The following is a 26,526-nucleotide window of genomic DNA, read 5'->3' as shown; positions in this document are numbered from 1 at the left end:
CACTGGCGCTGGGGCCGCTTCGCGCCCCAGCGGGGTTACGCTAGATCGCGATCTTCCAGAGGCGCGATTCGTCGAACAGGTCGAACGCTTCGTGCTCCAGGTCGAGCGGCGGCACCACCAGCTCGGCGCCGCTGCCCGGCAGGCGTGGCACCGCGCCGAGCAGGCGTTGGGTGTATTCATGGGCCGGTTGCTGGAACAACTGCTCGACCGGGGCGTGCTCCACCACCTGACCGTGGCGCATCACCAACACGTCGTCGCTGACGTGGCGGATCACCCCCAGGTCATGGGAAATGAACAGGTAGGCCAGGCCCAGCTCGTCCTGCAGATCGGCCAGCAGGTCCAGCACCTGTGCCTGCACCGAGACATCCAGGGCCGAGACCGGCTCGTCGCAGATGATCAGCTTCGGCTCGCTGGCAATCGCCCGGGCGATCGCCACCCGCTGGCGCTGGCCGCCAGACAGCTGCAAGGGCCGGCGCTGGGCCAGGCTCGCCGGCAGACGCACCTGGTCGAGCAGCACGGCAATGCGCGCCGGGCGCGCGGCGGGCTCGACAGCGGCGACGTGCAAGGCGTCATCGAGGATTTGCGCCACGCTCCAACGCGGGTCGAAGGAGCCCAGCGGGTCTTGGTAGATCACGCTGATCTCCCGACGCAGCGGGCGGCGGCGGTGTTCATCGATGGCGTTGCCAGGGCCGATCCACGGCTGGCCCCGATACAGCACCTCGCCGTGGTCCGGTTGCAGCAGGCCCAGGGCGATGCGCGCGACGGTGGTCTTGCCCGAGCCGGATTCTCCGACGATACCCAGCGTGCGACCGGCGCGCAGGCTGAAGTCGACGCCGCGCACCACCTCGCGCACCCGGCCGTCGGGGCCGGTGTAGCGCTTGCCCAGGCCACGCGCCTGCAGCAGCACTTCACCCTGCCCCGCCAGTCGTGGCGCGCGCGGCGCCCCGGCACGCGCCGGTGACAAGCGGCTGCCGCGTGGGTGCTCGGCCGGCACTGCGGCGAGCAACGCCTGGGTGTAGGGGTGCTGCGGCGCACGCAGCACCTGCTGCATCGGCCCCTGCTCCACCACCTCGCCATGGCGCAGCACCACCACCTCATCGGCCAGTTGCGCCACCACCGCCAGGTCGTGGCTGATGATCAACAGCGACGCGCCGCGCGCCTTGATCTGGCGAAACACCTCGAGGATCTGCGCCTGCACCGTGGCGTCCAACGCGGTGGTCGGCTCGTCGGCGATCACCAGCGCCGGGGCCAGGGCCAGGGCGCTGGCGATCAACGCCCGCTGACGCAGCCCACCCGACAGTTGGTCGGGACGCTGGCGCGCACGCAGGGCCACGTCGGGCACGCCAACCGTCTCCAGCAATTCCAGCACCCGCGCGGCGCGTTGCGCGCGGTCGCCGTAGCCGTGGGTGTGCAACACCTCGAGGATTTCCTTGCCCACGGGGCGCAACGGGTCGAGGGACACCAGGGCGTCCTGCAGCACGAACCCGATGTCCTTGCCGCGTACCCTGCGCCACTGGCGCTCACTCAGGCCCAGCAGGTCGTGGCCATCGAAGCGCAGGGTCCGGGCGCTGACCTCGGCGCGCGCACCCGCCAACCCCACCAGGCTGCGGGCGCTGACGCTCTTGCCCGAGCCCGACTCGCCCACCAGCGCCACGCAGCGCCCCGGCGCCAGGGTGAACGACAACCCGCGCACCACGCTGTGGCCATCGAAGGCGACGTTCAAACCGTCGACGATCAAGGTCTTGTCGCTCATGCCAGTCGGCCCTCCAGGCGTTGTTGGATATAGCGCCCGGCCGCCGTGGTGGCCAGGGTGGTCAGCACGATGAACAGGCCGGGGAAGAACGTCAGCCACCAGGCATTGGCGATGAAGTCGCGCCCCATCGACAGCATGGTCCCCCACTCCGGGGCCGGTGGCCGCGCGCCCAGGCCCAGGAAGCTCAAGGCCGAGGCCCAGACGATCGCCTGGCCGACACCCATGGTCAGGGTCACCACCAGCGGGCGCATGGCGTTGGGTAGCAACTGGCGCAGCACGATGCGCGAGGTCGGGTGCCCCAGCGCCCGCGCCGCCTCGATGTAGCCGGCGTTGCGCACCGCCAGCACCTGGCCGCGCACCATCCGCGCATACCCCGGCGCGCCCCCCAGCCCGGTGGCGACGATCAACGGGCCGACACCGCTGCCGAACACCGCCACGAACAGCAGCGCCAGCACCAGGCTGGGGAAGGCGAACAGCACCTCCAGCCCGCCGCCCACCGCGCGGTCGACGCGCCTGCCGCCAAGCCCGGCGAGCAGCCCCAGGCCGATGGCGATGGTCATCGACAGCAGCGTCGCCGCCACGCCGATCAGCAGGCTCTGCCGCGCGCCATGAACGATTCGCGCGAAGATGTCGCGCCCGGACGGGTCGGTACCCAGCCAATGTGCCCAGCTCGGTGGCTGGAACGCCTCGCGCGGCACGATCGCCAACGGGTCTATGCGGGTGAACAGGCCCGGCGCCAAGGCGGCCAGCAGCAGCGCGACAAGGAACCCCAGCGCCAGGCTCGCGCCCAGCGGCGGCAGGTTCAGGCGCCGTTGTCGGCGCAATGGGGGGTGGGCGCGGTCGAGGGTCAAATCGCTCATGGCGTAGCCTCCTGTTGCCGTGGGTCGATCCATTGATAGAGCAGGTCCACCAGAACGTTGGCCAGCACGTAGGCGGTGGCCACCACCAGGGTGATGCCGATCACCAGCGGCAAATCCTGCAACTGCACGGCCTGGTACAGCTGCCGGCCCACGCCCTTGCGCGAGAAGATCACCTCGCACACCACCGCGCCGCTGATCAGCGCGCCGATCGCCCAGCCGGACAACGCCACCCCTGGCAGCAAGGCATGGCGCAGGGCATGCCGAAAGCGCACCGCCAAGTCGCTCAGGCCCCGGCTGCGGGCGCTGAGGATGAACGGTTGGTCGAGGGTCAGCTCCAACGATTCTCGGGTCACCTGGGCGATGAAGCCGGCCAGCGGAATGGCCAGGGACAACGCCGGCAGCACCAGGCTGGCCAGGCTGTCGCTGCCCGCCGGCGGGAACCAGCGCAGGCCGAAGGCGAACACCGCCAGCAACACCACGCCCAGCCAGAAGTGCGGCAGCGCCGCGCTCAGGGTCTCGGCCAGGGAGGCCAGCCCGCCGACCAGGCGACCGCGCCCGGCGGTGACCACGGTGAGCAACAGCACCAGCAGCCAGGCCAGTGCCAGCGCGGCGAAGGTCAGTTCCAGGGTCGCCCCGCCCTGCTCGGCCAGCACCCGCGTCACCGGCAGGTGCTGGGAGTAGGACATGCCCAAGTCGCCTTGCAGCAGGCGCCCCAGGTACAGCAGGTACTGCACCGGCAGCGGCTGGTCGAGGCCATATTCGCGGCGCGTGGCCTCGATGGACTCTGGCGTCGGGTTGCCGGTGATGCCACCGAGGATCGCCAGTACCGGGTCGCCCGGCATCAGGCGCAGGGCGAAAAAGGTCAGGGTCGCCACCGCCCACAGCACCAGGATGCCGCTGGCCAGGCGCGCGACCGCGCGCTTGCCCAGCGCAGCCAGCCGCTCGCGGCGTGGGTCGGTCACGGCAAGGGTCGTGCTATCGCTCATTTGTTCACCCAGGCGTCGTAGAGGTAGGTGACCGCCAGCGAGGGCTCCAGGCGTACGCCGTGGGCGGTCTTGTAGATGCCCAGCCGCGTGCTTTGCGGGTAGGTGGTCAGTTGCAGGTACTGGCTGGCGGCCTGTTGCTGGGCCTTGCCGTACAGCGCGTGGCGCAGGGCCGGGTCCTGGGTGGCCAGGGCGTCGTCCAGTAGCGCGTCGAAGCGGGGGTCGGCGTAGCCGGAGGAGTTCTGGTGATAGCCGCCGACCCCAGCCGGCTGCACGAACGCCGAGCCGAAGATGATGCGCAGCACGTCAGGCGTGTTGGTGTTCCAGTAGCCGAGGCGGATGTCGTAGTCCCAGGCGGCCTGGCGCGCGGTGACCTGGGCATCGCTCATCTGCTCGAGCAACAGTTCCAGACCGACCTGGCGCGTGGTGGCCTGCACCTGCTCCCAGAGGGTCAGCTCCGAGGGCGTGGTGCGCGCGCCGATCAGCACCACCACGCTCAGCCGCTGGCCCGCCCGGGTGCGGTAGCCCTCGGCGTCGCGGCCGGTCCAGCCGGCCTCGTCGAGCAGTCGCGCGGCACGGGCCGGGTCGTAGTCCTGGCTGTGTTCGAAGTCGCCGCTGTAGAACGGCGTGGCCATGCTCAACGGGCCGCCGGCGCGCGGAAACTCGCCGAAGTACACACTCTTGAGCGCCCCCTCGACATCGGCGCTGCGCACGAAGGCCTCGCGCACGCGCAGGTCGTCGAACGGCGCCTTGCGCAGGTTGAAGGTGCCGTTGGTGGGGTTGCCGGGGCGCTGGGCGATGATCAGTTGCAGGTCAGGGTTGCGCCGCGCCGCCTCGTGGGACTCCGGCGGTAGCGTCTCGATCACGTCCACCTCGCCCGCCTGCAGTGAGGCGAAGCGCACCGAAGGCTCCTGAATGAACTTCCAGATGATGCGCTCCAGGTAAGCCGGCCCTTGGTGCCGAGCAGTCGGTGGCGCCCAGTTGTAGTCGGGGTTGCGCACCAGCTCGACCTGGTTCTGCCGGTCCCAGCGCACCACTTTGAACGGCCCGCTGCCCACCGGGCTTTCGCAGTTCACGTCGCGGCTGCGCTGCAGTGCGGTGGGCGACTGGATACCCAGAAAACCCTGGGCCAACACCTCGAGGAACGCCGCATAGGGTGTGGCCAGGTGGACCACTGCGGTGTACTCGTCGGGCACCTCGGTGCCGCGGTACTGGCGGATGTAGCCACCGGCGGTGCTGGACTGGGTCTTCGGGTCGGCCATGTGATCGAGGTTGGCCTTGACCGCCTGGGCGTTGAACGGCGTGCCGTCGGTGAAGCGCACGTCGCGGCGCAGGTGGAAGGTGTAGCGCAGGCCGTCGTCGGAAACCTCCCAGTGCGTCGCCAGCCAGGGGCCGATGCGCCCTTCGCTGTCCATCGACACCAATGAGTCGAGGTACTGTTGGGCGACGAACACCTGGGGCATGTCGCCGGACACGTGTGGGTCGAGGCAGGTCGGCTCGCGGTCGGTGGCATAGACCAGGGTGCCGCCGTGCACGGGCTGGTCGCTGGGCGCCGCCACCTGAGCGGCGCGCTCGCAGCCGACCAGGGCCAGGGCGGCGCACAGCGGCATGAGGGGTAGATGGAATCGGTTCAAGGTCGCTCCTGCGGTTGACTGGGCGTTGCCAGGGCTTTTGCAGGACTTGTGCCGGGTTTCAAAGGCTTGATTTTGCTGGGGTTTGCCTTGAGGGCGGTGACGGCGGGCGGGCAAAGTGTGTGGTGGCTGTTCAGGCGGCAACAGTTGCGCGCGGGTGCGGACTTGAGATCGAGCGCCGCTCATAGCCCCGACACGGTCGCTCTGCTGCCTTCGGCGAACTGGTTCAGCGCCTTGGGCAGCCCCAGGTGCTCGCGCAACGTGCGCCCTTGGTATTCACGGCGAAACACGCCGCGCTGCTGCAACAACGGCACCACCTCCTCGACGAACACCCGCGCCCCCGACGGGAACATGTCCGGCATGATGTTGAAGCCGTCACCGGCCCCGGCCAGGAACCATTCGGCCAGGGTCTGGGCAACTTGCTCGGGCGTACCGACCAACAGCCGATGGCCGACCAGGATGCGCCGCGACAACTGGCGAATGGTCAGGTTCTCGCGCCGCGCCAGGTTCAGTTGCGCTTCGAGAAAACCCTGTGAGCCTCGCTCGAAATCAGCCACCTCGCCAATCCGCGCCCAGGGCAGTGGCGCGTCCGGATCCAGCTCGTCGGCGTCGATGCCGATGCGCCCGGCCACTTGCTGTAGCAGCCCGTGCTCGCCATGCCAGGCGTTGAGCTGGTCGAAGCGCGCATGGGCTTCAGCCTCGGTGCTGCCGATCACCGTCGACAGCCCGGGCATGATCTTCAGGTGCCGCGGGTCACGCCCCCAGGCCTTGGCCCGGGCTTTCATCTCGCGGTAGAACGCCAGGCCGTCGGGCAAGGTGGTCTGGGCGGTGAAGATCGCGTCAGCGTAGCGCGAGCCCAGTGCCTTGCCACCCTCCGAAGACCCCGCCTGCACCAGCACTGGCCGGCCCTGGGGCGAGCGCGGCAGGTTGAGCGGCCCCTTGACCTGGAAGTGCCGCCCCTTGAAGTCCAGGGTGTGTACCTTGGCCGGGTCGGCGAAACGCCCGCCCGCCCGGTCGCCAATGATCGCGTCCTCCTCCCAGCTGTCCCACAGTTTCAAGGTCACTTCGAGGAACTCTTCGGCGCGGCCATAGCGGTCCACGTGCAAGGGTGCGCCAGGCAGGCCGAAGTTCTGCGCGGCGGCGTCACCGGCATTGGTGACCACATTCCACGCCGCACGGCCGCCGCTGATGTAGTCCAGCGAGGCGATGCGCCTGGCCAGGTTGAACGGCTCGTTGTAGGTGCTCGAGCAGGTGGCGATGACGCCGATACGCTCGGTGGCCGCCGCCACGGCGGTGAGCAGCACGGTCGGCTCAAGACGCGCGCCCGGCTGGCTGGCGACATCGCCGGGCAGCGCCGGGCCGTCGGCGAGAAAGATCGCGTCCAGGCAGCCCTGCTCGGAAACCCTTGCGATATCACGGTAGTAGTCGACGTCGACATAGGCGTCGATGGCCGCCTCGCCCTGGCGCCAGGCGCCGGAATGGGCGCCGAAGCCGAGGATGTTCATGCCCAGGCTCATCTGCGGTTGTTGCGTGCTCATGGGGTTCTCCTGTTCATGCTGGGGAGCGATGGCATTGCTTTTCACGAAACGGGGAAGTGACGGTGTTCACACGGCCTCATCGCGGGGCAAGCCCGTGGGTTCCCCGCTGAGCCTGGGAACAGCGGGTGCCTGAGGGTTTGCTCCGCGATGTGGCCAGTACACCGAGGCGCGGCCATCAGAAACGAAACGCCACGCCAGTGGTCACCGAGAATGCGTCGCCGGGGTAGAAGTTGGCCGAGTCACGGCCGCCTGCGTCGTAGGCGGTGTTGGCCGCACTGGCGTAGCGCTCGTCGGTGAGGTTGCGCAAGTCGGCGAACACCTCCCACCGCTTGCCCGGCGCCTGGTAGCCGACCTTGGCGCCCCAGAGCACGTAGGACGGCGCCTGCCAGCTGTTGGCGTAGTCGATGTAGTAGCTGGAGGCCGCGCGCAGGGTGAGCGAGGCGTAGAAGCCACTGGCCTGGCGGTAGGCAAGCTCGGCCTGGTAGACGTGGCGCGGCAGGCTGGGCAGCTCGTTGCCGCCGAAAGTGTCGTCGTCGCGGTAGTGAAAGTCGTTGAGCGTGTAGGCCTGGCGCAGGTCGAGGGTGTCGCCGTTGTCGCCAGCCCACAGCAGCGCGTTGAGGCCGGCCTCGATGCCCTGGTGGATCGTCGGGCTGGCATTGGCGGTGGCCGTCAGTTGGTCCTGGGTGGCGGTGCCCTGGCGCACCACCACGGTCAGCAGCTCTTTCTGCACCCACGAGCGGTACAGCGTCAGGCTGCCGTCGAAGATGCCATGGCTGCCGCGCACGCCGACCTCGAAGGTGGTGGCCTTCTGTGGCCGCACGTCGTAGAGGAACGGGTTGCTGGTGCTGCCCAACTGCCAGGTCACCGGCGGGTCGATGCTGCGGCTGACATTGCTGAACACCTGGAATTGCGGGTTGATCTGGTAGCGCACACCCAGGCGCGGCGCGAGGTCGCTCTCCACGTACTCGACGCGGGTGGGCAGGTTGCTGGGGTTGGGCGTGGTCAGCGTGGTGGCTTCGATCTCGGCCTTGCGCCGAATGTTGACCAACGACAACCCCGAGGACAGCCAGAAGTCATCGGCCAGTTGCAGCTCGTTGGCGAAGGTCAGCACGGTGTCGCGCGAACCGGTGTAGTTGGTCTCCTGGGTTTTCACGCCCGTGGCGCGGCTATGCGCCTTGACGTCGGCGAGGTAGGCGCGGGTGTTGCTGAAGATGACGCTGCTGTCGCTGGGCAGGCCGAGGAAGGTGTCGCCGGTACGGAAATAGCGCAGGGTCAGGTTGATATCCTTCGAGCGCCAGTCCTGCGGCGCCACCGCGTAGCGCCAGCCGTTGAGCAAGGGGTAGTTGTTGTACGAGGCGCCCACCTCCAGCTTGCCGCCGTCGTCGAAGGTGTAGGTGGTCTTGTTGCCGATGAAGCTGGTGCCGTCCTTGCGCCGGCCGGTGGGCACCAAGTTGCTGCGCGGGTCGTGCTTGAGCTGTTGGCGGGTCAAGGTGTTGCCGTTGACCAATTGCTCCTCGCGGTACTTGAAGAACACCCGTGTTTCGAGCTTGGGGCTGAACACGTGGCCAAAGTTGGCGGCGATGCCACGGCCTTCGTTGCTGGCATGGTCTTGGTAGCCGTCGCGCTCGTTGTGCAGCACGTTGATGTAGTAGTCGCTGTCGCCCACGACCCCACCGGTAGCCAACTGCTGCTTGCGGTAGCCGTAGCTGCCGACCTCGAAGCGCGCGTAGTTGCCAGGGTCGGTGCGGCCGGTCTTGCTGACCATGTTGATCGCGCCCCCCAGCGACAACGCGCCGTACTCATAGGCGTTGGCGCCATACAGCACCTCGGTGTGGTCCACCGCCTGCATGTCGAGGAAATCTTCCTGGGTGCCACCAGGGCCGGTGATCGGCAGGCCATCGAAGAGAAACTTGGTGCCCAGCACGTAGCCTTGGTAGAAGGTATTCAGGCCCGAGCCACGGATCGAGATCTTGTTCGCCGCGGTGCCGCTCGTGCCTTGGGCGAACACGCCTGGCTGCAAGGCCAACACGTCCTCGGCGTTGGCCGCGCGGCCCTGCTCGACGCGACGGTTGTCAACCACCGCGGTGTTGCCGGCAACCTTCTGCAAGCGCTTCTGGTCCTGTTGCGCCCCGCTGGCGGCGGCGCCGGTGACGGTGACCGTCTCCAGGGTGGAGTCACCCGCCGCCCAGGCGGATGGGCTGAGCAGGGCCATCAACACCGACACACCGGCGACGCTGGCCAGCCGGGGCTGGTAAAGACGACTGGGTTTAACTTTCGCACGCACTTTCGCAACTCCCCTTTATATGTAAGGTTGATAAGCCTTGCACTTCCACACCTATCGAACCGCTATGTAAAAGGGATATTGCAGTTGTCGTGCCAGCTGCGCGGGCCACTGTTTCCCGCAGGCGTTAGTATTGATAAGTTGCCGTATCGCGCAAACTGTTCGCGTGCTGTTGCAGCACCAACATTATTTTCCGCAGCGCCCTACCGCGTGGCACGGCAGCCCACTTCATTTTGGTTTATCGATATAACTGCCTTGAGCACAGAATAACTTCCCTCCTACTAGACCTTAGTTTCCGTCGACTGACTGAGTGCCCCTACCAAGACCTACAAACGGCGGCGTTCTGGCCGGTGAGTTGCGATTATCGATTGGCCCATCGTTCCCTGGTTTCGCTCACCACACGGACTATTGATTGCATCGGACCTTTCCTGGCCCGCCGGTGAAGCGTCGCCAGGTCACGTGAAAATGGAACTCCCACGCCTGCCTCGCATCTTAACTGCATGCAGTAGATCCCTTGGGCTTCACGCTTCTGGAGGACTGACTCATGCGTCATTCACTACTGGTTTCTGCCCTGCTGCTGTGCATCCCTGCAGGTGCCGCCCTGGCCCGTGTCGATGCGGGCGATGTCGCCACGTCGGCGGGTATCTCGGCGTCACTGTATTCCACCTTCAAGGATGACAAACGCATCATCCCAGCCCGCGACGAGCTGTCGGCCTTCATCGCCAGCGATGGCGCGATTCGTGGGGCCTATGTGGAGTCGGCGCTGGAGCAGGTGCGCAAGCATCACCCGGGGCTCAATGTCACGGATGAAGAACTGGCCAGGGCGTTGCTATCGGCTGATCAGTAAGCAGGCCAGGCCCAATCGCGGGGCAAGCCCCACGGCCCCCCCATTGCCCTCAGGTTCGGTGGGGTGTCTGAGGGAACGGACTTGCCACGCGATGAGGCCCGCCCCGCGCGAAAATGCGCTAAGAAACTGGCCCGTGACATCTCCGCCAAAGCTGCCAAGGCCTCCACGCTCCAGTCGCGCGCGGGCGCATCGTGCATGGTCACCCATGCCCCGCGGCAACGGGATCACCGCCGCAAGGGGCCTGATGCCAGCCCTATCGCGGGGAAGCCCTCGCCTACAGGGACACCACAGAAATCAAGTTCAGCGGGGTACCTGTGGGCTTGCCAAACGATAAACTTTCAAAAAAAACAAGAAAGTCTTCCCTCCTTTATCTGGTTTTTCCAATAAACCCAACCCACTAAGCTGGCCCCATTCCCTCACCCTGGAGCCACACCATGAAAGCCATCGCCTTCGCCGAGCACGGCCTGCCCCTCGACCACCCCAACGCCCTGTTCGACACCAACCTGCCTCGCCCCATCCCCGGTCCACGCGACTTGCTGGTCGAAGTCCAGGCCATCTCCGTGAACCCGGTCGACACCAAGATCCGCGCAGGTTCCGGCACTACCGCCCCCCGCGTGCTTGGTTGGGACGCGGTGGGCATCGTGCGCGAAACCGGCGCCCAGGTGACCCTGTTCCAACCCGGCGACACCGTCTACTACGCCGGCGCCATCGACCGCCCCGGCTGCAACAGCGAGCTGCACCTGGTGGACGAGCGTATCGTCGGCCACGCGCCGCGCAGCCTGGATGCCGCCAGCGCGGCGGCGCTACCGTTGACCGCCATCACCGCCTGGGAACTGCTGTTCGACCGCCTGGGCGTGGCCGAAGGCGGTGGCGCCGGGCAAAGCCTGCTGATCGTCGGTGCCGCCGGTGGCGTGGGCTCGATCCTCACTCAACTGGCGCGCCAGCTCACGGGCCTGACCGTGATCGGCACCGCTTCGCGCGCGCAAACCCGGCAATGGGTAGAGGGGCTCGGCGCCCACCATGTGATCGACCACAGCCAGCCGTTGGAGGCGCAATTGCAGGCAATCGGCGTGGGCCAGGTCGACCTGGTGATCAGCCTGACCCACACTGAACAGCACTTCGCACAGTTGATCGACGCCCTGCGCCCGCAAGGCCGTCTGGCGCTGATCGACGACCCGGCGACCCTCGACGTGGTGCCGCTCAAGCGCAAGTCGCTGTCGTTGCACTGGGAGCTGATGTTCACCCGGTCGCTGTACCAGACCGACGACATGATCAAGCAGCATGCCTTGCTGGAGCGGGTGGCGGCGCTGGTGGACCAGGGCGTGCTCAAGACCACCCTGGGCGAGCATTTCGGGACGATCAACGCGGCGAACCTGCGGCGGGCGCATGCAATGATCGAGAGCGGCAAGGCCAAGGGCAAGATCGTGCTGGAAGGGTTCGGCGACTGACCAGGCCTTTGTTATCTCAGTGCTGGCCTCATCGCGGGGCCAGCTCGCTCCCACAGGCTCACCGCCGGCCCTGAAAACCGCGGGTAGCTGTAGGCGCCGGCCCGCCCCGCCATGAGGTCGATACGTTTCCCATATGCGCCCATTGATGGTGCACCCTCTCCTATCATTCTGCGTGATATTAACCTTCGCCCCATTCGATTCGTTCCTCACGCGCAATGCACTCATGATCCGCCCACTATCAATACAGTGGCGGAGTTCTCCATGGAACATTCACTCAAACCCTTGCGCTTTCCCCTCGCTGCCCTGGCAGTGGTGGTGCTCAGCGCCTGCGGTCGAACCCCAGACGCCGTGCAGGCCCCCGCCGCGCCCAAGGTCAGTGTGGCCAAGGTGATCGAGCAGCCGATCAATGAGTGGGACGAGTTCACCGGTCGCCTGGAAGCGCCGGAAACCGTCGAGGTGCGTCCGCGCGTCTCTGGGCAGATCGACCTGGTGGCCTTCACCGAAGGCGCCCAAGTGAAGAAAGGCGACCTGCTGTTCCAGATCGACCCACGCCCGTTCCAGGCCGAGGTCCGCCGCCTCGAAGCCCAGCTGCAACAAGCCAGGGCCACGGCCATTCGCAGCGAAAACGAAGCCCGTCGGGGCGAGCGCCTGCGCGACAGCAACGCCATCTCCGCCGAACTCGCCGAATCGCGCAGCAGCGCCGCCGCCGAAGCCCGCGCCGGTGTCGAGGCGACCCAGGCACAGCTCGACCTGGCCCGCCTGAACCTGAGCTTCACCAAGGTCACCTCGCCGATCAGCGGCCGGGTCAGCCGCGCGCAGTTCACCGCCGGCAACATCGTCACCGCCGACGTCACCCCGCTGACCAGCGTGGTCTCCACCGACAAGGTCTACGCCTACTTCGACGCCGACGAGCGCGTGTACCTCAAGTACACCCAACTCGCCCGCCAAGGCCAGCGTGGCCAGGCCACCCCGGTGTACCTGGGCCTGACCAACGAAACCGGCAACCCGCACCTGGGCCAGATGAACTTCGTCGACAACCAGGTCAACCCACGCACCGGCACCATCCGTGGCCGCGCGGTGTTCGACAACCGCGACGGCCAGTTCACCCCCGGCTTGTACGCGCGCCTGAAGCTGGTCGGCAGCGCCACCTACGATGCCGTGCTGATCAACGACGAAGCGGTCGGCACCGACCTTGGCAAGAAGTTCGTGCTGGTCATGGACAAGGACAACAAGGCCACCTATCGCCCGGTTGAGCTCGGCCCAAAACTCGAAGGCCTGCGCATTGTGCGCAGCGGCCTGGCCAAGGAGGACCGCATCGTGGTCAAGGGCCTGCAGCGCGTGCGCCCAGGTTCGCCGGTCACCCCCGAGGAGACCCCGATGGCCAGTGAACAGACCCTCGCCACCCTCGCCCAGCAGCGCCAGGCCCTCGAAGCCAGCAACCCGGCGCCGCGGGTGGCCGGCCCCAGTGTGAAAGTCGCCAGTGCCCAGGCACCGCGCGGTTAAGGGACAACACCGATGAACTTCTCGAAATTCTTCATCACCCGGCCGATCTTCGCCGCCGTGCTCTCGCTCGTGCTGCTGATCGCCGGTGCCATCTCGCTGTTCCAATTGCCGATCAGCGAATACCCGGAAGTGGTGCCGCCCACCGTGGTGGTGCGCGCCAACTTCCCCGGCGCCAACCCCAAGGTGATCGGCGAAACCGTCGCCGCGCCGCTGGAGCAGGCCATCACCGGGGTGGAGAACATGCTGTACATGTCCTCCCAGTCCACCGCCGACGGCAAGCTGACCCTGACCATCACCTTCGCCCTGGGCACCGACCTGGACAACGCCCAGGTGCAAGTGCAGAACCGCGTGACCCGTACCCAGCCCAAGCTGCCGGAAGAAGTGACGCGCATCGGTATCACCGTCGACAAGGCCTCGCCCGACCTGACCATGGTCGTGCACCTGACCTCGCCGGACCAACGCTACGACATGCTCTACCTGTCCAACTACGCCATCCTCAACATCAAGGATGAGCTGGCACGCCTGGGCGGTGTCGGCGACGTGCAGCTGTTCGGCATGGGCGACTACTCCCTGCGGGTATGGCTCGACCCGAACAAGACCGCCTCGCGCAACCTGACCGCCAGCGATGTGGTCGCGGCGATCCGCGAGCAGAACCGCCAGGTCGCCGCCGGCCAGTTGGGCGCCCCGCCCGCCCCCGGCTCGGCCAGCTTCCAGCTGTCGATCAACACCCAGGGTCGTCTGGTCAGCGAGGAAGAGTTCGAGAACATCATCATCCGCGCCGGCGCCAACGGCGAGATCACCCGCCTGAAGGACATCGCCCGCATCGAGCTCGGCTCCAGCCAGTACGCCCTGCGCTCGCTGCTGAACAACCAGCCGGCGGTGGCGATCCCGATCTTCCAGCGCCCAGGTTCCAACGCCATCGAGATCTCCGATGAAGTGCGGGCCAAGATGGCCGAGCTGAAGAAGGACTTCCCCGAAGGCATGGACTACAGCATCGTCTACGACCCGACCGTGTTCGTGCGCGGCTCGATCGAGGCGGTGGTGCACACCCTGTTCGAAGCCCTGGTGCTGGTCGTGCTGGTGGTGATCCTGTTCCTGCAGACCTGGCGCGCCTCGATCATCCCGCTGATGGCCGTGCCGGTCTCGCTGATCGGCACCTTCGCGGTGATGCACCTGTTCGGCTTCTCGCTCAACGCCTTGTCGCTGTTCGGCCTGGTGTTGGCCATCGGTATCGTGGTGGACGACGCCATCGTCGTGGTGGAGAACGTCGAGCGGAACATCGGCCTGGGCCTCAAGCCCATGGAGGCCACGCAAAAAGCCATGAGCGAGGTGACCGGCCCGATCATCGCCACCGCGCTGGTGCTGTGCGCCGTGTTCGTGCCGGCGGCGTTCATCTCCGGCCTTACCGGGCAGTTCTACAAGCAGTTCGCCCTGACCATCGCCATCTCGACCGTGATCTCGGCGTTCAACTCGCTGACCCTGTCGCCGGCCCTGGCCGCCGTGCTGCTCAAGGACCACCACGCGCCGAAGGACCGCTTCTCGCGCATCCTCGAACGCCTGTTCGGCGGCTGGCTGTTCGCCCCGTTCAACCGCTTCTTCGACCGCGCCAGCCACGGCTACGTGGGCGGCGTGCGCCGGGTCATCCGTTCCAGTGGCATCGCGGTGTTCGTCTACGCCGGCTTGATGGGCCTGACCTACCTGGGCTTCTCGTCCACCCCGACCGGTTTCGTACCGGCCCAGGACAAGCAGTACCTGGTGGCCTTCGCCCAACTGCCGGACGCCGCCAGCCTCGACCGCACCGAAGCGGTGATCAAGAAGATGAGCGAGATCGCCCTGGAGCAACCGGGCGTGGCCGACTCCGTGGCCTTCCCGGGCCTGTCGATCAACGGCTTCACCAACAGCCCCAACAGCGGCATCGTGTTCACCCCGCTCAAGCCGTTCGACGAGCGCAAGGACCCGAGCCAGTCGGCGCAGGCCATCGCTGCGGCGCTGAACGCCAAGTTCGCCGACATCCAGGACGCCTACATCGCGATCTTCCCGCCGCCGCCGGTACAGGGGCTGGGCACCATCGGCGGCTTCCGCCTGCAGATCGAGGACCGTGGCAACCTGGGCTACGAGGCGCTGTACAAGGAAACCCAGAACATCATCACCAAAAGCCGCAGCGTGCCTGAGCTGGCCGGCCTGTTCACCAGCTACCAGGTCAACGTGCCGCAGGTCGATGCCGCCATCGACCGGGAAAAGGCCAAGACCCATGGCGTGGCGATCACCGACATCTTCGAGACCCTGCAGGTCTACCTGGGCTCGCTGTACACCAACGACTTCAACCGCTTTGGCCGCACCTACCAGGTCAACGTCCAGGCCGAGCAGCAGTTCCGCCTCGACGCCGAGCAGATCGGCCAGTTGAAGGTGCGCAACAACCTGGGCGAGATGATCCCGCTGGCGACCTTCCTGAAGGTCAGCGACACCTCCGGGCCTGACCGCGTGATGCACTACAACGGCTTCATCACCGCCGAGATCAACGGCGCCGCGGCTCCTGGCTACAGCTCCGGCCAGGCCGAGGCGGCGATCGAGAAGTTGATCAAAGAGGAACTGCCCAACGGCATGACCTTCGAGTGGACCGACCTGACCTACCAACAGATCCTGGCAGGCAACACCGCGCTGTTCGTGTTCCCGCTCTGCGTGCTGCTGGCCTTCCTGGTGCTGGCCGCCCAGTACGAAAGCTGGAGCCTGCCGCTGGCGGTGATCCTGATCGTGCCGATGACGCTGCTGTCGGCGATCACCGGGGTGATCATCTCCGGGGGTGACAACAACATCTTCACCCAGATCGGCTTGATCGTACTGGTGGGCCTGGCGTGCAAGAACGCGATCCTCATCGTCGAGTTCGCCAAGGACAAACAGGCCGAAGGCCTCGACCCGCTGGCCGCGGTGCTGGAAGCCTGCCGCCTGCGTCTGCGGCCGATCCTGATGACCTCGATCGCCTTCATCATGGGTGTGGTGCCGCTGGTGTTCTCCTCCGGTGCCGGTGCCGAGATGCGTCACGCCATGGGTGTGGCGGTGTTCTCGGGGATGATCGGCGTGACCGTGTTCGGCCTGTTCCTGACCCCGGTGTTCTTCTTCCTGATCCGCCGTTTCGTCGAGCGTCGCCAGGCCCGCAAGGCCGAGCGCGTGCAATCGCTGGAGAGCCACGCATGAACCTGCTCAAACCCCTGACCCCGAGCCTGCTGGCACTGGCCCTGGCGGCCTGTGCGGTGGGCCCGGACTACCAGACGCCGGACACCCAACCGGCGCGCTTGGACAACGAAGCGCCGGTCAAGGCCCTGGACCGCAGCCGTTTTGAAAGCGCCTGGTGGAAGCAGTTCGACGACCCGGTGCTGAACCAGCTGGTGCAGGCCTCCCTGCAGGGCAACCGTGACCTGCGGGTGGCCTTCGCCCGCCTGAAAGCGGCGCGGGCGATCCGCGAGGACGCCTCCAACGACAACCTGCCGGTGGTCACCAGCCGCGCCAGCAGCGATATCGGCAAGGGCCAGGTCCCTGGCCAGACCGACAGCCGAGTCAACAGCGAACGCTACGACCTGGGGTTGGACATGGCCTGGGAACTCGACCTGTTCGGCCGCATCCAGCGTCAGATCGAGGCCAGCAAGGCCCAGGAAGACGCCGCCGAAGCCGACCTGCAACAGTTGCAGGTCAGCCTGATCGCCGAACTGGTGGACGCCTACGGTCAACTGCGCGGCGCCCAGTTGCGCGAGAAGATCGCCCTGGCCAACCTCAAGACCCAGCAGGACTCGCGCAGCATCACCGTGACCCTGCGCGACACTGGCGTTGGCAACGAGCTCGACGTGGTGCGTGCCGATGCCCGCCTGGCGGCAGTCGAGGCCACGGTGCCGCAACTGCAAGCTGAACAGGTACGCGCGCGCAACCGCATCGCCACCCTGCTCGGCGAACGCCCGGACACCCTCAGCGTCGACCTTTCGCCCAAGCAACTGCCGGCCATCGCCAAGGCCTTGCCGGTGGGTGACCCCGGCGAGCTGCTGCGCCGCCGCCCAGACATCCGCAGCGCCGAACGCCAGCTGGCCGCGGCCACCGCCAACGTCGGCGTGGCCACCGCCGACCTGTTCCCGCGGGTGAGCCTCAGCGGCTTCCTCGGCTTCACCGCCGGGCGGGGTTCGCAGATCGGCTCGTCGGCGGCCAATGCCTGGGCGCTGGGCCCCAGCATCACCTGGGCGGCCTTCGACCTGGGCAGCGTGCGCGCCCGCCTGCGCGGCGCCAAGGCCGATGCCGACGGCGCGCTGGCCAACTATGAGCAGCAGGTGCTGCTGGCCCTGGAAGAATCGGCCAACGCCTTCAGCGACTACGGCAAGCGCCAGCAACGCCTGCTCGCGCTGATGCGCCAGAGCGATGCCAGCCGCAAGGCGGCCGACCTGGCCTCGGTGCGCTACCGCGAAGGCACGGTGGATTACCTGGTGCTGCTCGATGCCGAGCGTGAACGCCTGAGCGCCGAAGATGCCCAGGCCCAGGGCGAGGTCGAGCTGTACCGCGGCATCGTCTCGATCTACAAGGCCCTTGGTGGCGGCTGGCAGCCGCAGACCCTGGCCAGCGCACGCTGATTCGACGGCTACTCCTTCGGTTGGATCCTCCCCCAACCACCTTGCCCCGCCGGCCTTGTGCTTGCGGGGCTTTTTTTGTGGTGCCTGTCCCGCGATAGGGCAGGCGCTATGGATCCCTCGCTACGCGCCATCGCACGCCCCGCCCAGTCGGATGCCATCAAGGTGATGTTGAGGATATGCCCACGGCGTCGCTGGCGCATGAACGGCAGCACCGCCTTGGTCAATGCCACCGGTCGTACCCGTTGGCCTCGAACTGCCGGCGCAACTCGGCCAGCGATGACGCCTCGAGAATGCCTTCATGGCCGTAGCCGGCGTTGTTGACCAGCACGTTGCTCGAAGTCGCGCAGGGCCTGCTCACTGCGAACCGTACCCACCATGCGGTGGCCGGCCAGGAGCGCCTGATGCGCCAGGGCGCGGCCGAAACCGCTGCTGACGCCGGTGATGAAGAGGCGTTTGCTGGAGGCGCTGAACCCGCCGCTGGAGGCAGGGATCCTCGGGGCGGCACGGGTGCGCGAGGTGTGTTTGCGGGTGTTCACCGGCGCCCAGGGCGGCGCGCTGCGGGCCGCGCTCGCCCGGCAAGGGCAGTACGTCAAGTCCACCCGCCTGCACCAAGCGCCTGTTCAGCCTGAGGCCCGCGGCAGGCCCAGCGCATGCGCGACAGTTTCGCCCTGCCGCCGGCGTTCGCCGACGCCGAATACGTGTCGTCGCACTGAGGCTCAGGACGCGGCGTTCGCCTGCTCGCCTGCCTCCACCCGCGTCGCGTAACGCTGGGCCAGCACCGCGCAGACCATCAGTTGGATCTGATGGAACAGCATCAGCGGCAGGATCATCGCGCCGATGCCACTGCCGACGAACAGCACCTGGGCCATCGGCACGCCGGTCGCCAGGCTTTTCTTCGAGCCCGCAAACAGGATGGTGATGCGGTCTTCAAGGCTGAAGCCCAGCACTCGCCCAAGCAAGCTGGTGCCCACCAACACCACCGCCAGCAGCACACCGCAGGCGACGAACAGCCCGGCCAGGTGTTGCGGCGACACGGTGTGCCACAAGCCGGTGACCACCGCATCGCTGAACGCGGTGTAGACCACCAGCAGGATCGAACTCTGGTCGACCTTCTTCAGCCAGCCGGCATTGCGCTTGACCCACGCACCGATCCAACGCCGCGCGATCTGCCCCGCCACGAACGGCACCAGCAATTGCAGGGTGATCTTCAACACCGCGTCCAGCCCCGAACCGGTGTCGCCCGAGGCCCCGAGCAGCAGCATCACCAACAGCGGGGTAAGGAAGATGCCCAACAGGCTCGACGCCGCCGCGCTGCAGATCGCCGCCGGCACGTTGCCGCGCGCCAGCGAGGTGAAGGCGATGGCCGACTGCACCGTGGCGGGCAGGGCACACAGGTACAACAGCCCCAGGTACAGCTCGTTGCCCACCAGCGGCACGAACAGTGGCTTGAAGGCCATGCCCAACAGCGGGAAGAGAATGAACGTGCAGGAAAACACCAGCAGGTGCAGGCGCCAGTGCCCGGCGCCGGCGACGATCGCCTCGCGCGACAGCTTGGCACCGTGCAGGAAGAACAACAGGCCGATGGCCAGGTTGGTGAGCCAGCCGAACAACACCGCGCCCTGGCCCGAGCACGGCAGCACGGTGGCGATCAGCACCACCGTGAGCAGGGCGAGGGTGAATTTGTCGAAGAGCATGCGCAAGTACTTCATGGCCAATTCCGTGTTGTCAGAGTGCAAGGCCAGACGATAAGGTCTTGCCCCGTTGCCTGCTAACGCCGGAACCCCTGGCAATGTCGCTGAACGGACACGCGACCGTCGCTGGCTGCCCCGCGATAGGGCCCGCCCATACGCAAAAGGACTAGATCCATGCACCTCCCCCTCCGCCCCCTGCTCCTGGCCCTCACCCTGGCCGCCACCCAGGCCCATGCCGACGCCCTGCAAACCCAGGTCGACGCCGTCATCCAGCCCTTGATGCGCGACCAGCACATCGCCGGCATGGCCGTGGCCGTCTTCGCCAACGGTCAGGAGCATTACTTCAACTACGGCCTGGCCGACAAGGCCGCACAGCGACCGGTCACCCGCGACACCCTGTTCGAGGTCGGCTCGGTGAGCAAGACCTACACCGCCACCCTGGTGGCCCTGGCCAGCGCCGAAGGCAAGCTCGACCTGAACGCCCCCGCCAGCCGCTATCAGCCAGCCCTCGCCGGCAGCCCCCTGGGCGCCGCCAGCGTGCTCGAACTGGGCGCCTACAGCGCCGACTGCCTGCCGCTGCAATTCCCCGACACGGTCAAGGATGACGCCCAGGCCCTGGCCTTCCTCCGACAATGGCAGCAACGCAGCGAGCGCGGTGCCCAACGCTGCTACTCCAATCCAAGCCTGGGCCTGTTCGGCGAGCTGGCGGCGCGCGCCCAGCAGCAACCGTTCAGCCAGCTGATGAAGCAACGGCTGCTGCCACAACTGGGCCTGGCCCACACCTACCTGGAGGTTCCCGCCGAGGCCCGCGGTCTCTATGCCCAGGGCTACGACGCCAAGGACCAGCCGGTGCGGGTCAACCCCGGTCCGTTCGCCGACGCGGCCTACGGCATCAAGACCAGCGCCAGCGACTTGCTGCGCTACGTGCGCCTGCAACTGGCCCCCGAGACGCTGCCCGCCGCCCCGGCCAAGGCCATCGCCATCACCCAGGGCGGCTACTTCAGGGTGGGAGCGATGACCCAGGGTCTGGGCTGGGAGCGTTACCCTTACCCGGCGGCGCTTGACACCCTGGTGCAAGGCAACGGCGCGCAGATGATCCGCGAGCCCCAGGCCACCCGCCGGCTGGACCCGGCCCAGCCGGCCGCACCGGGCTACTGGTACAACAAGACCGGTGCCACCAACGGCTTCGGCGCCTACGTCGCGTTCGTCCCGGCCAAGGGCCTGGGCATCGTCCTCCTGGCCAACCGCAACTACCCGAACGATGAGCGCGTACGCGCGGCCTACCGCATCCTGTCGAGCCTGGATGCTGGATTGTCCGACAATATGTAGTGACCAAAAATTTTCACTACAAACCCATTGACGCCCTTCCTCGGCCTTGGGCATGATGAGGCCGTCTCCCTGATCGGGAGCGGTGGCAAGGGTGTTCCAGACGGCCTGCGCGGTAACGCGGGCCGTCCATGGAGAGGGAAACTGTCCAAAAGGCAGCGTGAGAAAGCCCCTGTTGCGATGCTGCTGTAGCAGCCAAGGTAGAGCGCTACATAGGTGTGGCGCCAACTGTGAAAATCACCAACGAATGGGTAATGGGGGCTTTATGATGAACTTGAACAACAATCCGACGATCGATCAATTGGCCCAGCTGTTCGCCGCACGCAAGGACAGCCTCGACGACCACCTGCTGTGGATCAGCCAGACCGGCGAGGTGCGCCTCGACCGCCTGCCGCCGAACACGGTCGAAGATGAATTCGAATCGCACATGCCGAGCATGCGCGCCCGCTTCAAGGTCTACCGCCGTGGCCAGGGCTACGTCGGCAAGAAGGCCGCCGCCGACACCCAGTTCGTCGGTCGTGTGCTGCAGACCCTGCAACAAGAATGGCCTGCCGCCCGTGAGCAGCAGGTCGTCAAGGTGATCGACCCGCTGAACTGAGTCGCACCACCGCTTCGAGCCCGGCCCCCTCTTAGGCCGGGCTTTTTCATTCAGGGCCCTATCGCGGGGCAAGCGCGCGCCTACAGGTACAGCGCCGTTCGCGAGAGGGCCCTTACAAACCCAGAACATCCAGCAGCAGTAACGCTCGCTCGCCTAATGCGGGTAATTACTGCGATAACGGCATGTGCGGCCCAGTACCACACTCGAACTTGAAACAACCCGCTCACCGTACTCAAGTGCGCCCCACGCGCTCTGCCATGCAGCATTCGAGCAGGCCCGCAAACGGCGCTGCAACGCCCGCTAGTACCACCGAAATAAGCCCGTGGGCTGTGAAAAGTTCCCGGTTTACTTATAAAAAGTTTGTAGTTTACCCAGTAGCCAGTGATGACTACACTCAGTTCAGCGAACAGCTTCACCCACCCGCGTGGCCGGCGTTTATTGTTCTTGTATGTTCGTCACGTCTTGCCACGGCTGACTTACAGGAGTGATGAAAGTGTCCAGACTTGCAGAGTTTCGTGCTGCCGAAAAAGCACTTCAGGAACAGTTGGCGCAACTGGAGGCAATGAAAAAGGACGCCAGCCTTAAACGCGAGATCGAGTTCGAGCGCAAATTGCTCGACCTGATGAAGCACTACGACAAAGGCCTGCGCGAGATTGTCGCCCTGCTCGACCCGAAGTCCGCCAAGGCAGGCAAGGGCCCTGCCGGCGTGGCGAAGCAACAGCGACGGCCACGGGTGGTGAAGGTCTACGAGAACCCGCACACCGGCGAGTTGATCGAGACCAAGGGCGGCAACCACCGAGGCCTGAAGGGGTGGAAAGAGCAATACGGCGCAGCGACCGTGGAAAGTTGGGTACGCTCATGAAATATGAACACACACTTCACAGTTTTTTCACATCGCCAGGCGCAGTATCGAACCAGCTAAAGGACTAGCGACCCCATCACGCGCCCGCACACGCGGGCCTCTCTTCCAAGCGCCCTGCCTTCGAGCAGGGCGCTTTCATTTGCGCAATCGCTTCACTGCCGTATCATGGCCCACCTGTCTTCACCGTCGGCGCCGTCTGGCCCGGCCTTGTCTCAGGAGTTCCCATGAGCCTGCACGATCTGCAAACCCTTCCCGGTGTCACCGCACAGCCGGAGGCCGCCACGGCCAACTTCGTCTTCAACCACACCATGCTGCGGGTCAAGGACATCGAGAAATCGCTGGACTTCTACACCCGTGTGCTGGGCTTCAGCCTGGTGGAGAAGCGTGATTTCCCGGAAGCCGCCTTCAGCCTGTATTTCCTCGCCCTGGTCGACAAGAACGACATCCCAGCCGATGACGCTGCGCGCAACCAGTGGATGAAGTCGATCCCCGGCGTGCTGGAACTGACCCACAACCACGGCACCGAAACGCAGGAAGGCGCGGTCTACCACGATGGCAACACCGACCCGCGCGGCTTCGGTCATATCTGCATCTCGGTGCCGGACGTGGTGGCCGCCTGCGAGCGTTTCGAGGCGCTGCAGGTACCGTTCCAGAAGCGCCTGTCCGACGGCCGTATGAGGAGCCTGGCGTTCATCAAGGACCCGGATGGCTACTGGGTCGAGATCATCCAGCCGACCGAGCTGCGCGGCTGACCCCTCGCGGGCACGCCTGTCGGGCCGGGAACTCCCGGCCCCTCGCTGTGGTATATGAAGGTAAGTGCTTCCAAGCCACCACAGCGAGGTAAGGACGATGCAAACCCTTCACTGTGAACACCGTCGCCACATCATCACCGCCAGCGTGATGCCCCACCCGGGCTCTCCCCTGCCCTTTGCCGCCGGTTGCCTGATCACCGACCCCGAGGCACACACCAGCCGACGCCTGTCGTTGCCGGTTCGGATGGCGTTCTTCTCTGACCTGGAAAATGCCCAGCATGCCGCATTGGCCCATGGCCGGTGGCTGGTCGACCAGCAGTTGGATGGCGACCGCAAGCTGTTCTGAGGGTGCCTGACTAGCCCTCATCGCGGGGCAAGCCCGCTCCTGCGGGAACGGGTTTGCCACGCAATGACCCCATCACCCCTCGCGGGCGAACGCTACCGCAGCGTCCACCTGCTCGGCCGTTGGGCGTACGCCGGTGTACAGCACGAACTGCTCCAGCGCCTGCAAGGCAATCACCTCCAACCCGGTGATCACCGGCTTGCCCAGCGCCTCGGCACGGCGAATCAGCGGTGTGCGCGCGGGCATGGCGACCACGTCGAACACCCGCTCGGCGGCGGCGATGGCCGTTTCCGAGAAGGCCAACTCATCCGCCTCTGGCCCGCCAGCCATGCCGATTGGCGTCACGTTGACCAACATCGGCGGGCAGATATCCCCCAACTTCGCCTGCCAACGATAACCACACACATCCGCCAATTGCCGCCCGGCCTGCTCATTGCGCGCGACGATAATGCCTTCGGCAAACCCGGCGTCACGCAGCGCGCTGGCCACCGCCTTGGCCATCCCGCCACTGCCACGCAACGCGAACGCGGTGCCGGGGTCGACCCGGTGCTCGGCGAGTAGCTGGCGCACCGCCAGGTAGTCGGTGTTGTAGGCCTTGAGGTGACCGTCGGTGTTGACCAGGGTGTTCACCGAATCGATGGCCGCGGCGGACGCATCGACTTCGTCCACCAGCGCCAAGCAGGCCTCCTTGTACGGCATCGACACGCCACAGCCACGAACCCCCAGCGCACGGATACCGGCCACGGCCGCCGGCAGGTCACGGGTGGTCATGGCCTTGTAGTAGTAGTCCAGGCCCAGCTGTCGGTAGAGGTGGTTGTGAAAGCGCACCCCGAACGTGCCGGGGCGCCCTGCCAGGGAAATGCACAGCACGGTGTCCCGGCTCGGTGCAATGCTCATCGCCTGCTCCTTGATCGTTGACTGAATCGATTTACCCAGCGTACCAGAGACCGTCAGTCGACCCTTACACAACCTTTACCTTGCCCCTGTGCTGACTTGCAGGTTTTCGTGGTCATAGTGGTAAGCCCCAGTGTGGGGTCTTGCCTTGCGAGGATTCTTTCATGAACCGTCTCATCCCCGGAATCGCCCTGCTGGTCGGCGCCCTGGCCGTCAGCGGGCAGGCAGCCGCGCATGGCGGTGGTTGGGGCCCAGGCCCTGTGCTCGGCGCAGCGGTGGTTGGCGCCGTGGTCGGGGCGGCAGTCTCCGGTGGCCATGACCGCACCGTGTACGTCGAACGCCAGCCGGCCTACTACCCGCCACCCCCGGTTTACGTGCAAGCGCCACCGCCACCGGTCTACTACCAGCCCTACGTGGTCGAGCGCTACGTGCCGGCACCGCCCCCGGTGTACCGCCGCTACTATGGGCCGCCCCCGGTGTACTACGGGCCGCCGCGATGGTGACGACAGCTACTGTTGAAAAAACTAATGAGCACTATCGAGCAAGTTGATTTCAAAGTCCGTGAGCGGCTGCGTAAGGTGGGGCCATGTTTCACAGGAGGTCCAACATGGCCACTACCGTTCAGATCATGTCCGTCATCGGCAGCGCCGTCCCTGCTACCTTGCGCGACCAGGGCATCCTGGCCTGTTGGTACCTGATGCGTAATGGCGAAACCGTGAGCGGCCCGTTGCCCTCCCGCGCCACGGCCCAAGCCCTGGCTGAGCGCCTGCAAGGCATGAGCCTGTTGGCCTGACACCCCCGAATCTGTGTTGTGCGTTTGCTCCTAAAGCTCCCCCTTGCGCCCACCTTCCGGTGGGCATTTTTTTGCCTGGACCGACGTGCTCGCAACGCAAGCCCGGCGCTTCAGCTCATGCACCGTGCGGTACGCTCGTCATTCGTCGGGAAAGCGCCAAAGAACCGTTCCAGCATGAAGGTTTTTTCATTTCACCAACCGCTGCCAACGAGCAATCGACAGCACATCGACCATACTCCACAATGCAGCGGTTTTCTGGGGGAAACCCTTGCACAGCCAACGACATACCAACTATTAGTGAGCCTCAACGTGAAAACTCCCCTGTCCATCCTCAGCCTGCTGCTGGCGCTCACAGGAACTGCCATTCTCCCGTCGACCGCTGCTGCACAACCCCCGGCCTCGGCGCAACGCGACCCGTCCAAGCTGCACCTGGCTTCCGGCAGCGCCTTGTTGATCGACCTGAACACCAACCAGGAACTGTATGCCTACCACGCCGACCGCGTGCGCCCGATCGCTTCGGTGACCAAGCTGATGACCGCCATGGTGGTGCTCGACGCCAAGCTGCCGATGGACGAGATGCTCACCATGACCATCGCCAACAACCCGGAGATGAAGGGCGTGTATTCGCGCGTGCGCCTGGGCAGTGAGCTCAACCGCCGCGAGACCCTGCTGATCACCCTGATGTCTTCGGAGAACCGCGCCGCCAACACCCTGGCCAACCACTATCCGGGCGGCTATGGCGCGTTCATCAAGGCGATGAACGCCAAGGCGCGCAGCCTGGGCATGAGCCACACGCGCTACGTCGAGCCCACCGGGCTGTCGACGCAGAACGTCTCCACCGCCCAGGACCTGGCCAAGCTGCTGATGGCTTCGCGCAAGTACCCGCAATTGAGCGAACTGTCGACCACTGCCGAAAAGACCGTGGCCTTCCGCAAGCCCAACTACACCCTGGGTTTTCGTAACACCGACCACCTGGTCAACAAGAGCAACTGGGACATCAAGCTGACCAAGACCGGCTTCACCAATGAGGCTGGCCACTGCCTGGTGCTGCTGACCAAGATGGACAACCGCCCGGTGGCGATGGTGATCCTCGACGCCTTCGGCAAGTACACCCACTTCGCCGATGCCAGCCGCATGCGCCAGTGGCTGGAAACCGGCAGCGCCAAACCGGCGCCCGCGGTGGCCATGCAATACAAGGTCGAACGCCAGAAAGGCGCGCGCGTCGCCTCGGAGTGACGGTGGCGCGCGGGGTGCGCGCAACCGAGTGATGAACCCAGGCCTCAGGCCTGGGTGCTGATCACACCACCGGCGCTGCTGCCGCCGGTCTTGCTCAGGGCCTGGAGCAATTGCGCGGTGGCGGCCTGGATCTGGCCGTTGAGGGTCGCGATGACGGCGTTCTTGGTGCTGATCGCTGCCAGCTTGGCGGACTCGTCCATTTTGCTCGCCGCCAGTTGGGCCAGTTGCTTCTGCTGCTCGGCCAACTGCTCCTGCATCTTCTTGATCATGTCGCGCAGTTGCTTGATGTGCGCAGGCTCGCTACTGCCCTGGTCTTCAGCCTTGTCGCTCTTGTTGGCTTGCAGGCCTGCGAAATCGACCTGGTTGTCCTTGTCTTCGTTCTCGACCTGCTCAGCCTTCGCGGCCTCGTTGGCCTGATCCGCGATCTTCAACGCGGCATTGCGCGAGGCTGATTGCGCGATGTTGACGCCTGTGATTCCTACCATGTTCGTCTACCTGACTGTCCCTGGACCTGTGGTGCCCCTTGTATCGGCCGCAAAGCCCCGATCTTGAGCGCCAACCACAGCCCTCGCCGCCCCTGTGC

Annotated in this window: 22 protein-coding genes and 1 pseudogene; 13 read left to right on the top strand and 10 right to left on the bottom strand. The window is 66.1% G+C overall.

Annotated features, from left to right (window positions below):
* Positions 1-40: 40 nt before the first annotated feature.
* The 6 genes from P0Y43_RS01955 to P0Y43_RS01930 form a co-directional block, all read right to left on the bottom strand.
* A complete protein-coding gene (locus tag P0Y43_RS01955; RefSeq protein WP_275635614.1) occupies positions 41-1,753 on the bottom strand; it encodes a dipeptide ABC transporter ATP-binding protein in 1,713 nt (570 codons plus the stop codon).
* Positions 1,750-2,613 (bottom strand): ABC transporter permease, encoded by an 864-nt coding sequence (locus P0Y43_RS01950; protein WP_275635613.1) that lies wholly within the window; start codon positions 2,611-2,613, stop codon positions 1,750-1,752. The genes P0Y43_RS01955 and P0Y43_RS01950 overlap by 4 nt, the downstream gene beginning before the upstream one ends.
* On the bottom strand, positions 2,610-3,599 hold the full coding sequence (locus tag P0Y43_RS01945) for an ABC transporter permease (protein WP_275635612.1): 990 nt from the start codon (positions 3,597-3,599) through the stop codon (positions 2,610-2,612). Before P0Y43_RS01945 ends, P0Y43_RS01950 begins: the two co-directional genes overlap by 4 nt.
* Positions 3,596-5,206, bottom strand: coding sequence for an ABC transporter substrate-binding protein (locus P0Y43_RS01940; protein ID WP_430540213.1), 1,611 nt, complete (start codon positions 5,204-5,206; stop codon positions 3,596-3,598). The genes P0Y43_RS01945 and P0Y43_RS01940 overlap by 4 nt, the downstream gene beginning before the upstream one ends.
* 203 nt (positions 5,207-5,409) lie before the next feature.
* Positions 5,410-6,765 (bottom strand): LLM class flavin-dependent oxidoreductase, encoded by a 1,356-nt coding sequence (locus P0Y43_RS01935; RefSeq protein WP_275635610.1) that lies wholly within the window; start codon positions 6,763-6,765, stop codon positions 5,410-5,412.
* Positions 6,766-6,940: 175 nt separating this feature from the next.
* A complete protein-coding gene (locus P0Y43_RS01930; RefSeq protein WP_275635609.1) occupies positions 6,941-9,049 on the bottom strand; it encodes a TonB-dependent receptor family protein in 2,109 nt (702 codons plus the stop codon).
* 541 nt (positions 9,050-9,590) lie between these two features.
* Between P0Y43_RS01930 and P0Y43_RS01925 the strand changes: the two genes are divergently transcribed.
* The 5 genes from P0Y43_RS01925 to P0Y43_RS01905 all read left to right on the top strand — a co-directional run bounded on the left by P0Y43_RS01925 (position 9,591) and on the right by P0Y43_RS01905 (position 17,448).
* A complete protein-coding gene (locus P0Y43_RS01925) occupies positions 9,591-9,893 on the top strand; it encodes a DUF2388 domain-containing protein (protein ID WP_275635608.1) in 303 nt (100 codons plus the stop codon).
* 434 nt (positions 9,894-10,327) lie between these two features.
* Positions 10,328-11,341, top strand: coding sequence for a zinc-binding alcohol dehydrogenase family protein (locus P0Y43_RS01920; protein WP_275635607.1), 1,014 nt, complete (start codon positions 10,328-10,330; stop codon positions 11,339-11,341).
* 261 nt (positions 11,342-11,602) lie between these two features.
* Positions 11,603-12,844, top strand: coding sequence for a multidrug efflux RND transporter periplasmic adaptor subunit MexE (mexE, locus tag P0Y43_RS01915; RefSeq protein WP_275635606.1), 1,242 nt, complete (start codon positions 11,603-11,605; stop codon positions 12,842-12,844).
* A 12-nt stretch (positions 12,845-12,856) separates the two neighbouring features.
* Positions 12,857-16,036, top strand: a complete 3,180-nt coding sequence (locus tag P0Y43_RS01910) for an efflux RND transporter permease subunit (protein ID WP_275635605.1) — start codon at positions 12,857-12,859, stop codon at positions 16,034-16,036.
* On the top strand, positions 16,033-17,448 hold the full coding sequence (locus P0Y43_RS01905) for an efflux transporter outer membrane subunit (protein WP_275635604.1): 1,416 nt from the start codon (positions 16,033-16,035) through the stop codon (positions 17,446-17,448). The genes P0Y43_RS01910 and P0Y43_RS01905 overlap by 4 nt, the downstream gene beginning before the upstream one ends.
* 155 nt (positions 17,449-17,603) lie before the next feature.
* On the opposite strand, the pseudogene P0Y43_RS01900 reads toward P0Y43_RS01905, so the two are convergent.
* Both P0Y43_RS01900 and P0Y43_RS01895 read right to left on the bottom strand, forming a co-directional pair.
* Positions 17,604-17,939 (bottom strand): annotated as a pseudogene (locus tag P0Y43_RS01900) (SDR family NAD(P)-dependent oxidoreductase); the annotation flags it as partial.
* 225 nt (positions 17,940-18,164) lie between these two features.
* Positions 18,165-19,157, bottom strand: coding sequence for a bile acid:sodium symporter family protein (locus tag P0Y43_RS01895; RefSeq protein ID WP_275635603.1), 993 nt, complete (start codon positions 19,155-19,157; stop codon positions 18,165-18,167).
* A 156-nt stretch (positions 19,158-19,313) separates the two neighbouring features.
* Between P0Y43_RS01895 and ampC the strand changes: the two genes are divergently transcribed.
* The 5 genes from ampC to P0Y43_RS01870 all read left to right on the top strand — a co-directional run bounded on the left by ampC (position 19,314) and on the right by P0Y43_RS01870 (position 23,023).
* Positions 19,314-20,468, top strand: coding sequence for a class C beta-lactamase (ampC, locus tag P0Y43_RS01890; protein ID WP_275635602.1), 1,155 nt, complete (start codon positions 19,314-19,316; stop codon positions 20,466-20,468).
* Positions 20,469-20,730: 262 nt separating this feature from the next.
* Positions 20,731-21,063: a hypothetical protein gene (locus P0Y43_RS01885; protein WP_275635601.1), complete on the top strand. Its 333-nt coding sequence runs from the start codon at positions 20,731-20,733 to the stop codon at positions 21,061-21,063.
* A 493-nt stretch (positions 21,064-21,556) separates the two neighbouring features.
* Positions 21,557-21,925, top strand: a complete 369-nt coding sequence (locus tag P0Y43_RS01880; RefSeq protein WP_275635600.1) for a histone-like nucleoid-structuring protein, MvaT/MvaU family — start codon at positions 21,557-21,559, stop codon at positions 21,923-21,925.
* Between the two features lie 224 nt (positions 21,926-22,149).
* Positions 22,150-22,677: a lactoylglutathione lyase gene (gene gloA / locus P0Y43_RS01875; RefSeq protein WP_275635599.1), complete on the top strand. Its 528-nt coding sequence runs from the start codon at positions 22,150-22,152 to the stop codon at positions 22,675-22,677.
* Between the two features lie 97 nt (positions 22,678-22,774).
* Positions 22,775-23,023 (top strand): hypothetical protein, encoded by a 249-nt coding sequence (locus tag P0Y43_RS01870; RefSeq protein WP_275635598.1) that lies wholly within the window; start codon positions 22,775-22,777, stop codon positions 23,021-23,023.
* Between the two features lie 72 nt (positions 23,024-23,095).
* On the opposite strand, the gene P0Y43_RS01865 is transcribed toward P0Y43_RS01870, so the two are convergent.
* Positions 23,096-23,917 (bottom strand): shikimate 5-dehydrogenase, encoded by an 822-nt coding sequence (locus P0Y43_RS01865; RefSeq protein WP_275635597.1) that lies wholly within the window; start codon positions 23,915-23,917, stop codon positions 23,096-23,098.
* Positions 23,918-24,078: 161 nt separating this feature from the next.
* Here P0Y43_RS01865 and P0Y43_RS01860 point away from each other — a divergent pair, with 161 nt between their 5' ends.
* The 3 genes from P0Y43_RS01860 (at position 24,079) to pbpG (ending at position 25,943) form a co-directional block, all read left to right on the top strand.
* A complete protein-coding gene (locus P0Y43_RS01860; RefSeq protein ID WP_054891267.1) occupies positions 24,079-24,417 on the top strand; it encodes a hypothetical protein in 339 nt (112 codons plus the stop codon).
* A gap of 104 nt (positions 24,418-24,521) precedes the next feature.
* Positions 24,522-24,707: a hypothetical protein gene (locus tag P0Y43_RS01855; protein ID WP_275635596.1), complete on the top strand. Its 186-nt coding sequence runs from the start codon at positions 24,522-24,524 to the stop codon at positions 24,705-24,707.
* Between the two features lie 309 nt (positions 24,708-25,016).
* Positions 25,017-25,943, top strand: a complete 927-nt coding sequence (pbpG, locus tag P0Y43_RS01850; protein ID WP_275635595.1) for a D-alanyl-D-alanine endopeptidase — start codon at positions 25,017-25,019, stop codon at positions 25,941-25,943.
* 44 nt (positions 25,944-25,987) lie between these two features.
* Here pbpG and P0Y43_RS01845 read toward each other — a convergent pair whose 3' ends face one another.
* Entirely contained in the window at positions 25,988-26,428 is a 441-nt protein-coding gene (locus P0Y43_RS01845; RefSeq protein WP_275635594.1) for a hypothetical protein, read from the bottom strand.
* Between the last annotated feature and the right edge of the window lie 98 nt (positions 26,429-26,526).

The sequence above is a fragment of the Pseudomonas entomophila genome, assembly GCF_029193575.1.
Classification (GTDB): domain Bacteria; phylum Pseudomonadota; class Gammaproteobacteria; order Pseudomonadales; family Pseudomonadaceae; genus Aquipseudomonas; species Aquipseudomonas entomophila_G.
This window is presented reverse-complemented; position numbering and strand designations above follow the sequence as displayed.

Bases quoted from the DNA above. Each gene is read 5' to 3' on its own strand.
- mexE (WP_275635606.1), top strand. From the start codon at position 11,603: ATGGAACATTCACTCAAACCCTTGCGCTTTCCCCTCGCTGCCCTGGCA.
- P0Y43_RS01905 (WP_275635604.1), top strand. From the start codon at position 16,033: ATGAACCTGCTCAAACCCCTGACCCCGAGCCTGCTGGCACTGGCCCTG.
- P0Y43_RS01870 (WP_275635598.1), top strand. From the start codon at position 22,775: ATGCAAACCCTTCACTGTGAACACCGTCGCCACATCATCACCGCCAGC.
- P0Y43_RS01940 (WP_430540213.1), bottom strand. From the start codon at position 5,206: ATGCCGCTGTGCGCCGCCCTGGCCCTGGTCGGCTGCGAGCGCGCCGCT.
- P0Y43_RS01945 (WP_275635612.1), bottom strand. From the start codon at position 3,599: ATGAGCGATAGCACGACCCTTGCCGTGACCGACCCACGCCGCGAGCGG.
- P0Y43_RS01955 (WP_275635614.1), bottom strand. From the start codon at position 1,753: ATGAGCGACAAGACCTTGATCGTCGACGGTTTGAACGTCGCCTTCGAT.
- ampC (WP_275635602.1), top strand. From the start codon at position 19,314: ATGCACCTCCCCCTCCGCCCCCTGCTCCTGGCCCTCACCCTGGCCGCC.
- P0Y43_RS01895 (WP_275635603.1), bottom strand. From the start codon at position 19,157: ATGAAGTACTTGCGCATGCTCTTCGACAAATTCACCCTCGCCCTGCTC.
- P0Y43_RS01935 (WP_275635610.1), bottom strand. From the start codon at position 6,765: ATGAGCACGCAACAACCGCAGATGAGCCTGGGCATGAACATCCTCGGC.
- gloA (WP_275635599.1), top strand. From the start codon at position 22,150: ATGAGCCTGCACGATCTGCAAACCCTTCCCGGTGTCACCGCACAGCCG.
- P0Y43_RS01925 (WP_275635608.1), top strand. From the start codon at position 9,591: ATGCGTCATTCACTACTGGTTTCTGCCCTGCTGCTGTGCATCCCTGCA.
- P0Y43_RS01865 (WP_275635597.1), bottom strand. From the start codon at position 23,917: ATGAGCATTGCACCGAGCCGGGACACCGTGCTGTGCATTTCCCTGGCA.
- P0Y43_RS01855 (WP_275635596.1), top strand. From the start codon at position 24,522: ATGGCCACTACCGTTCAGATCATGTCCGTCATCGGCAGCGCCGTCCCT.
- P0Y43_RS01910 (WP_275635605.1), top strand. From the start codon at position 12,857: ATGAACTTCTCGAAATTCTTCATCACCCGGCCGATCTTCGCCGCCGTG.
- P0Y43_RS01885 (WP_275635601.1), top strand. From the start codon at position 20,731: ATGATGAACTTGAACAACAATCCGACGATCGATCAATTGGCCCAGCTG.
- P0Y43_RS01860 (WP_054891267.1), top strand. From the start codon at position 24,079: ATGAACCGTCTCATCCCCGGAATCGCCCTGCTGGTCGGCGCCCTGGCC.
- P0Y43_RS01950 (WP_275635613.1), bottom strand. From the start codon at position 2,613: ATGAGCGATTTGACCCTCGACCGCGCCCACCCCCCATTGCGCCGACAA.
- P0Y43_RS01920 (WP_275635607.1), top strand. From the start codon at position 10,328: ATGAAAGCCATCGCCTTCGCCGAGCACGGCCTGCCCCTCGACCACCCC.
- P0Y43_RS01845 (WP_275635594.1), bottom strand. From the start codon at position 26,428: ATGGTAGGAATCACAGGCGTCAACATCGCGCAATCAGCCTCGCGCAAT.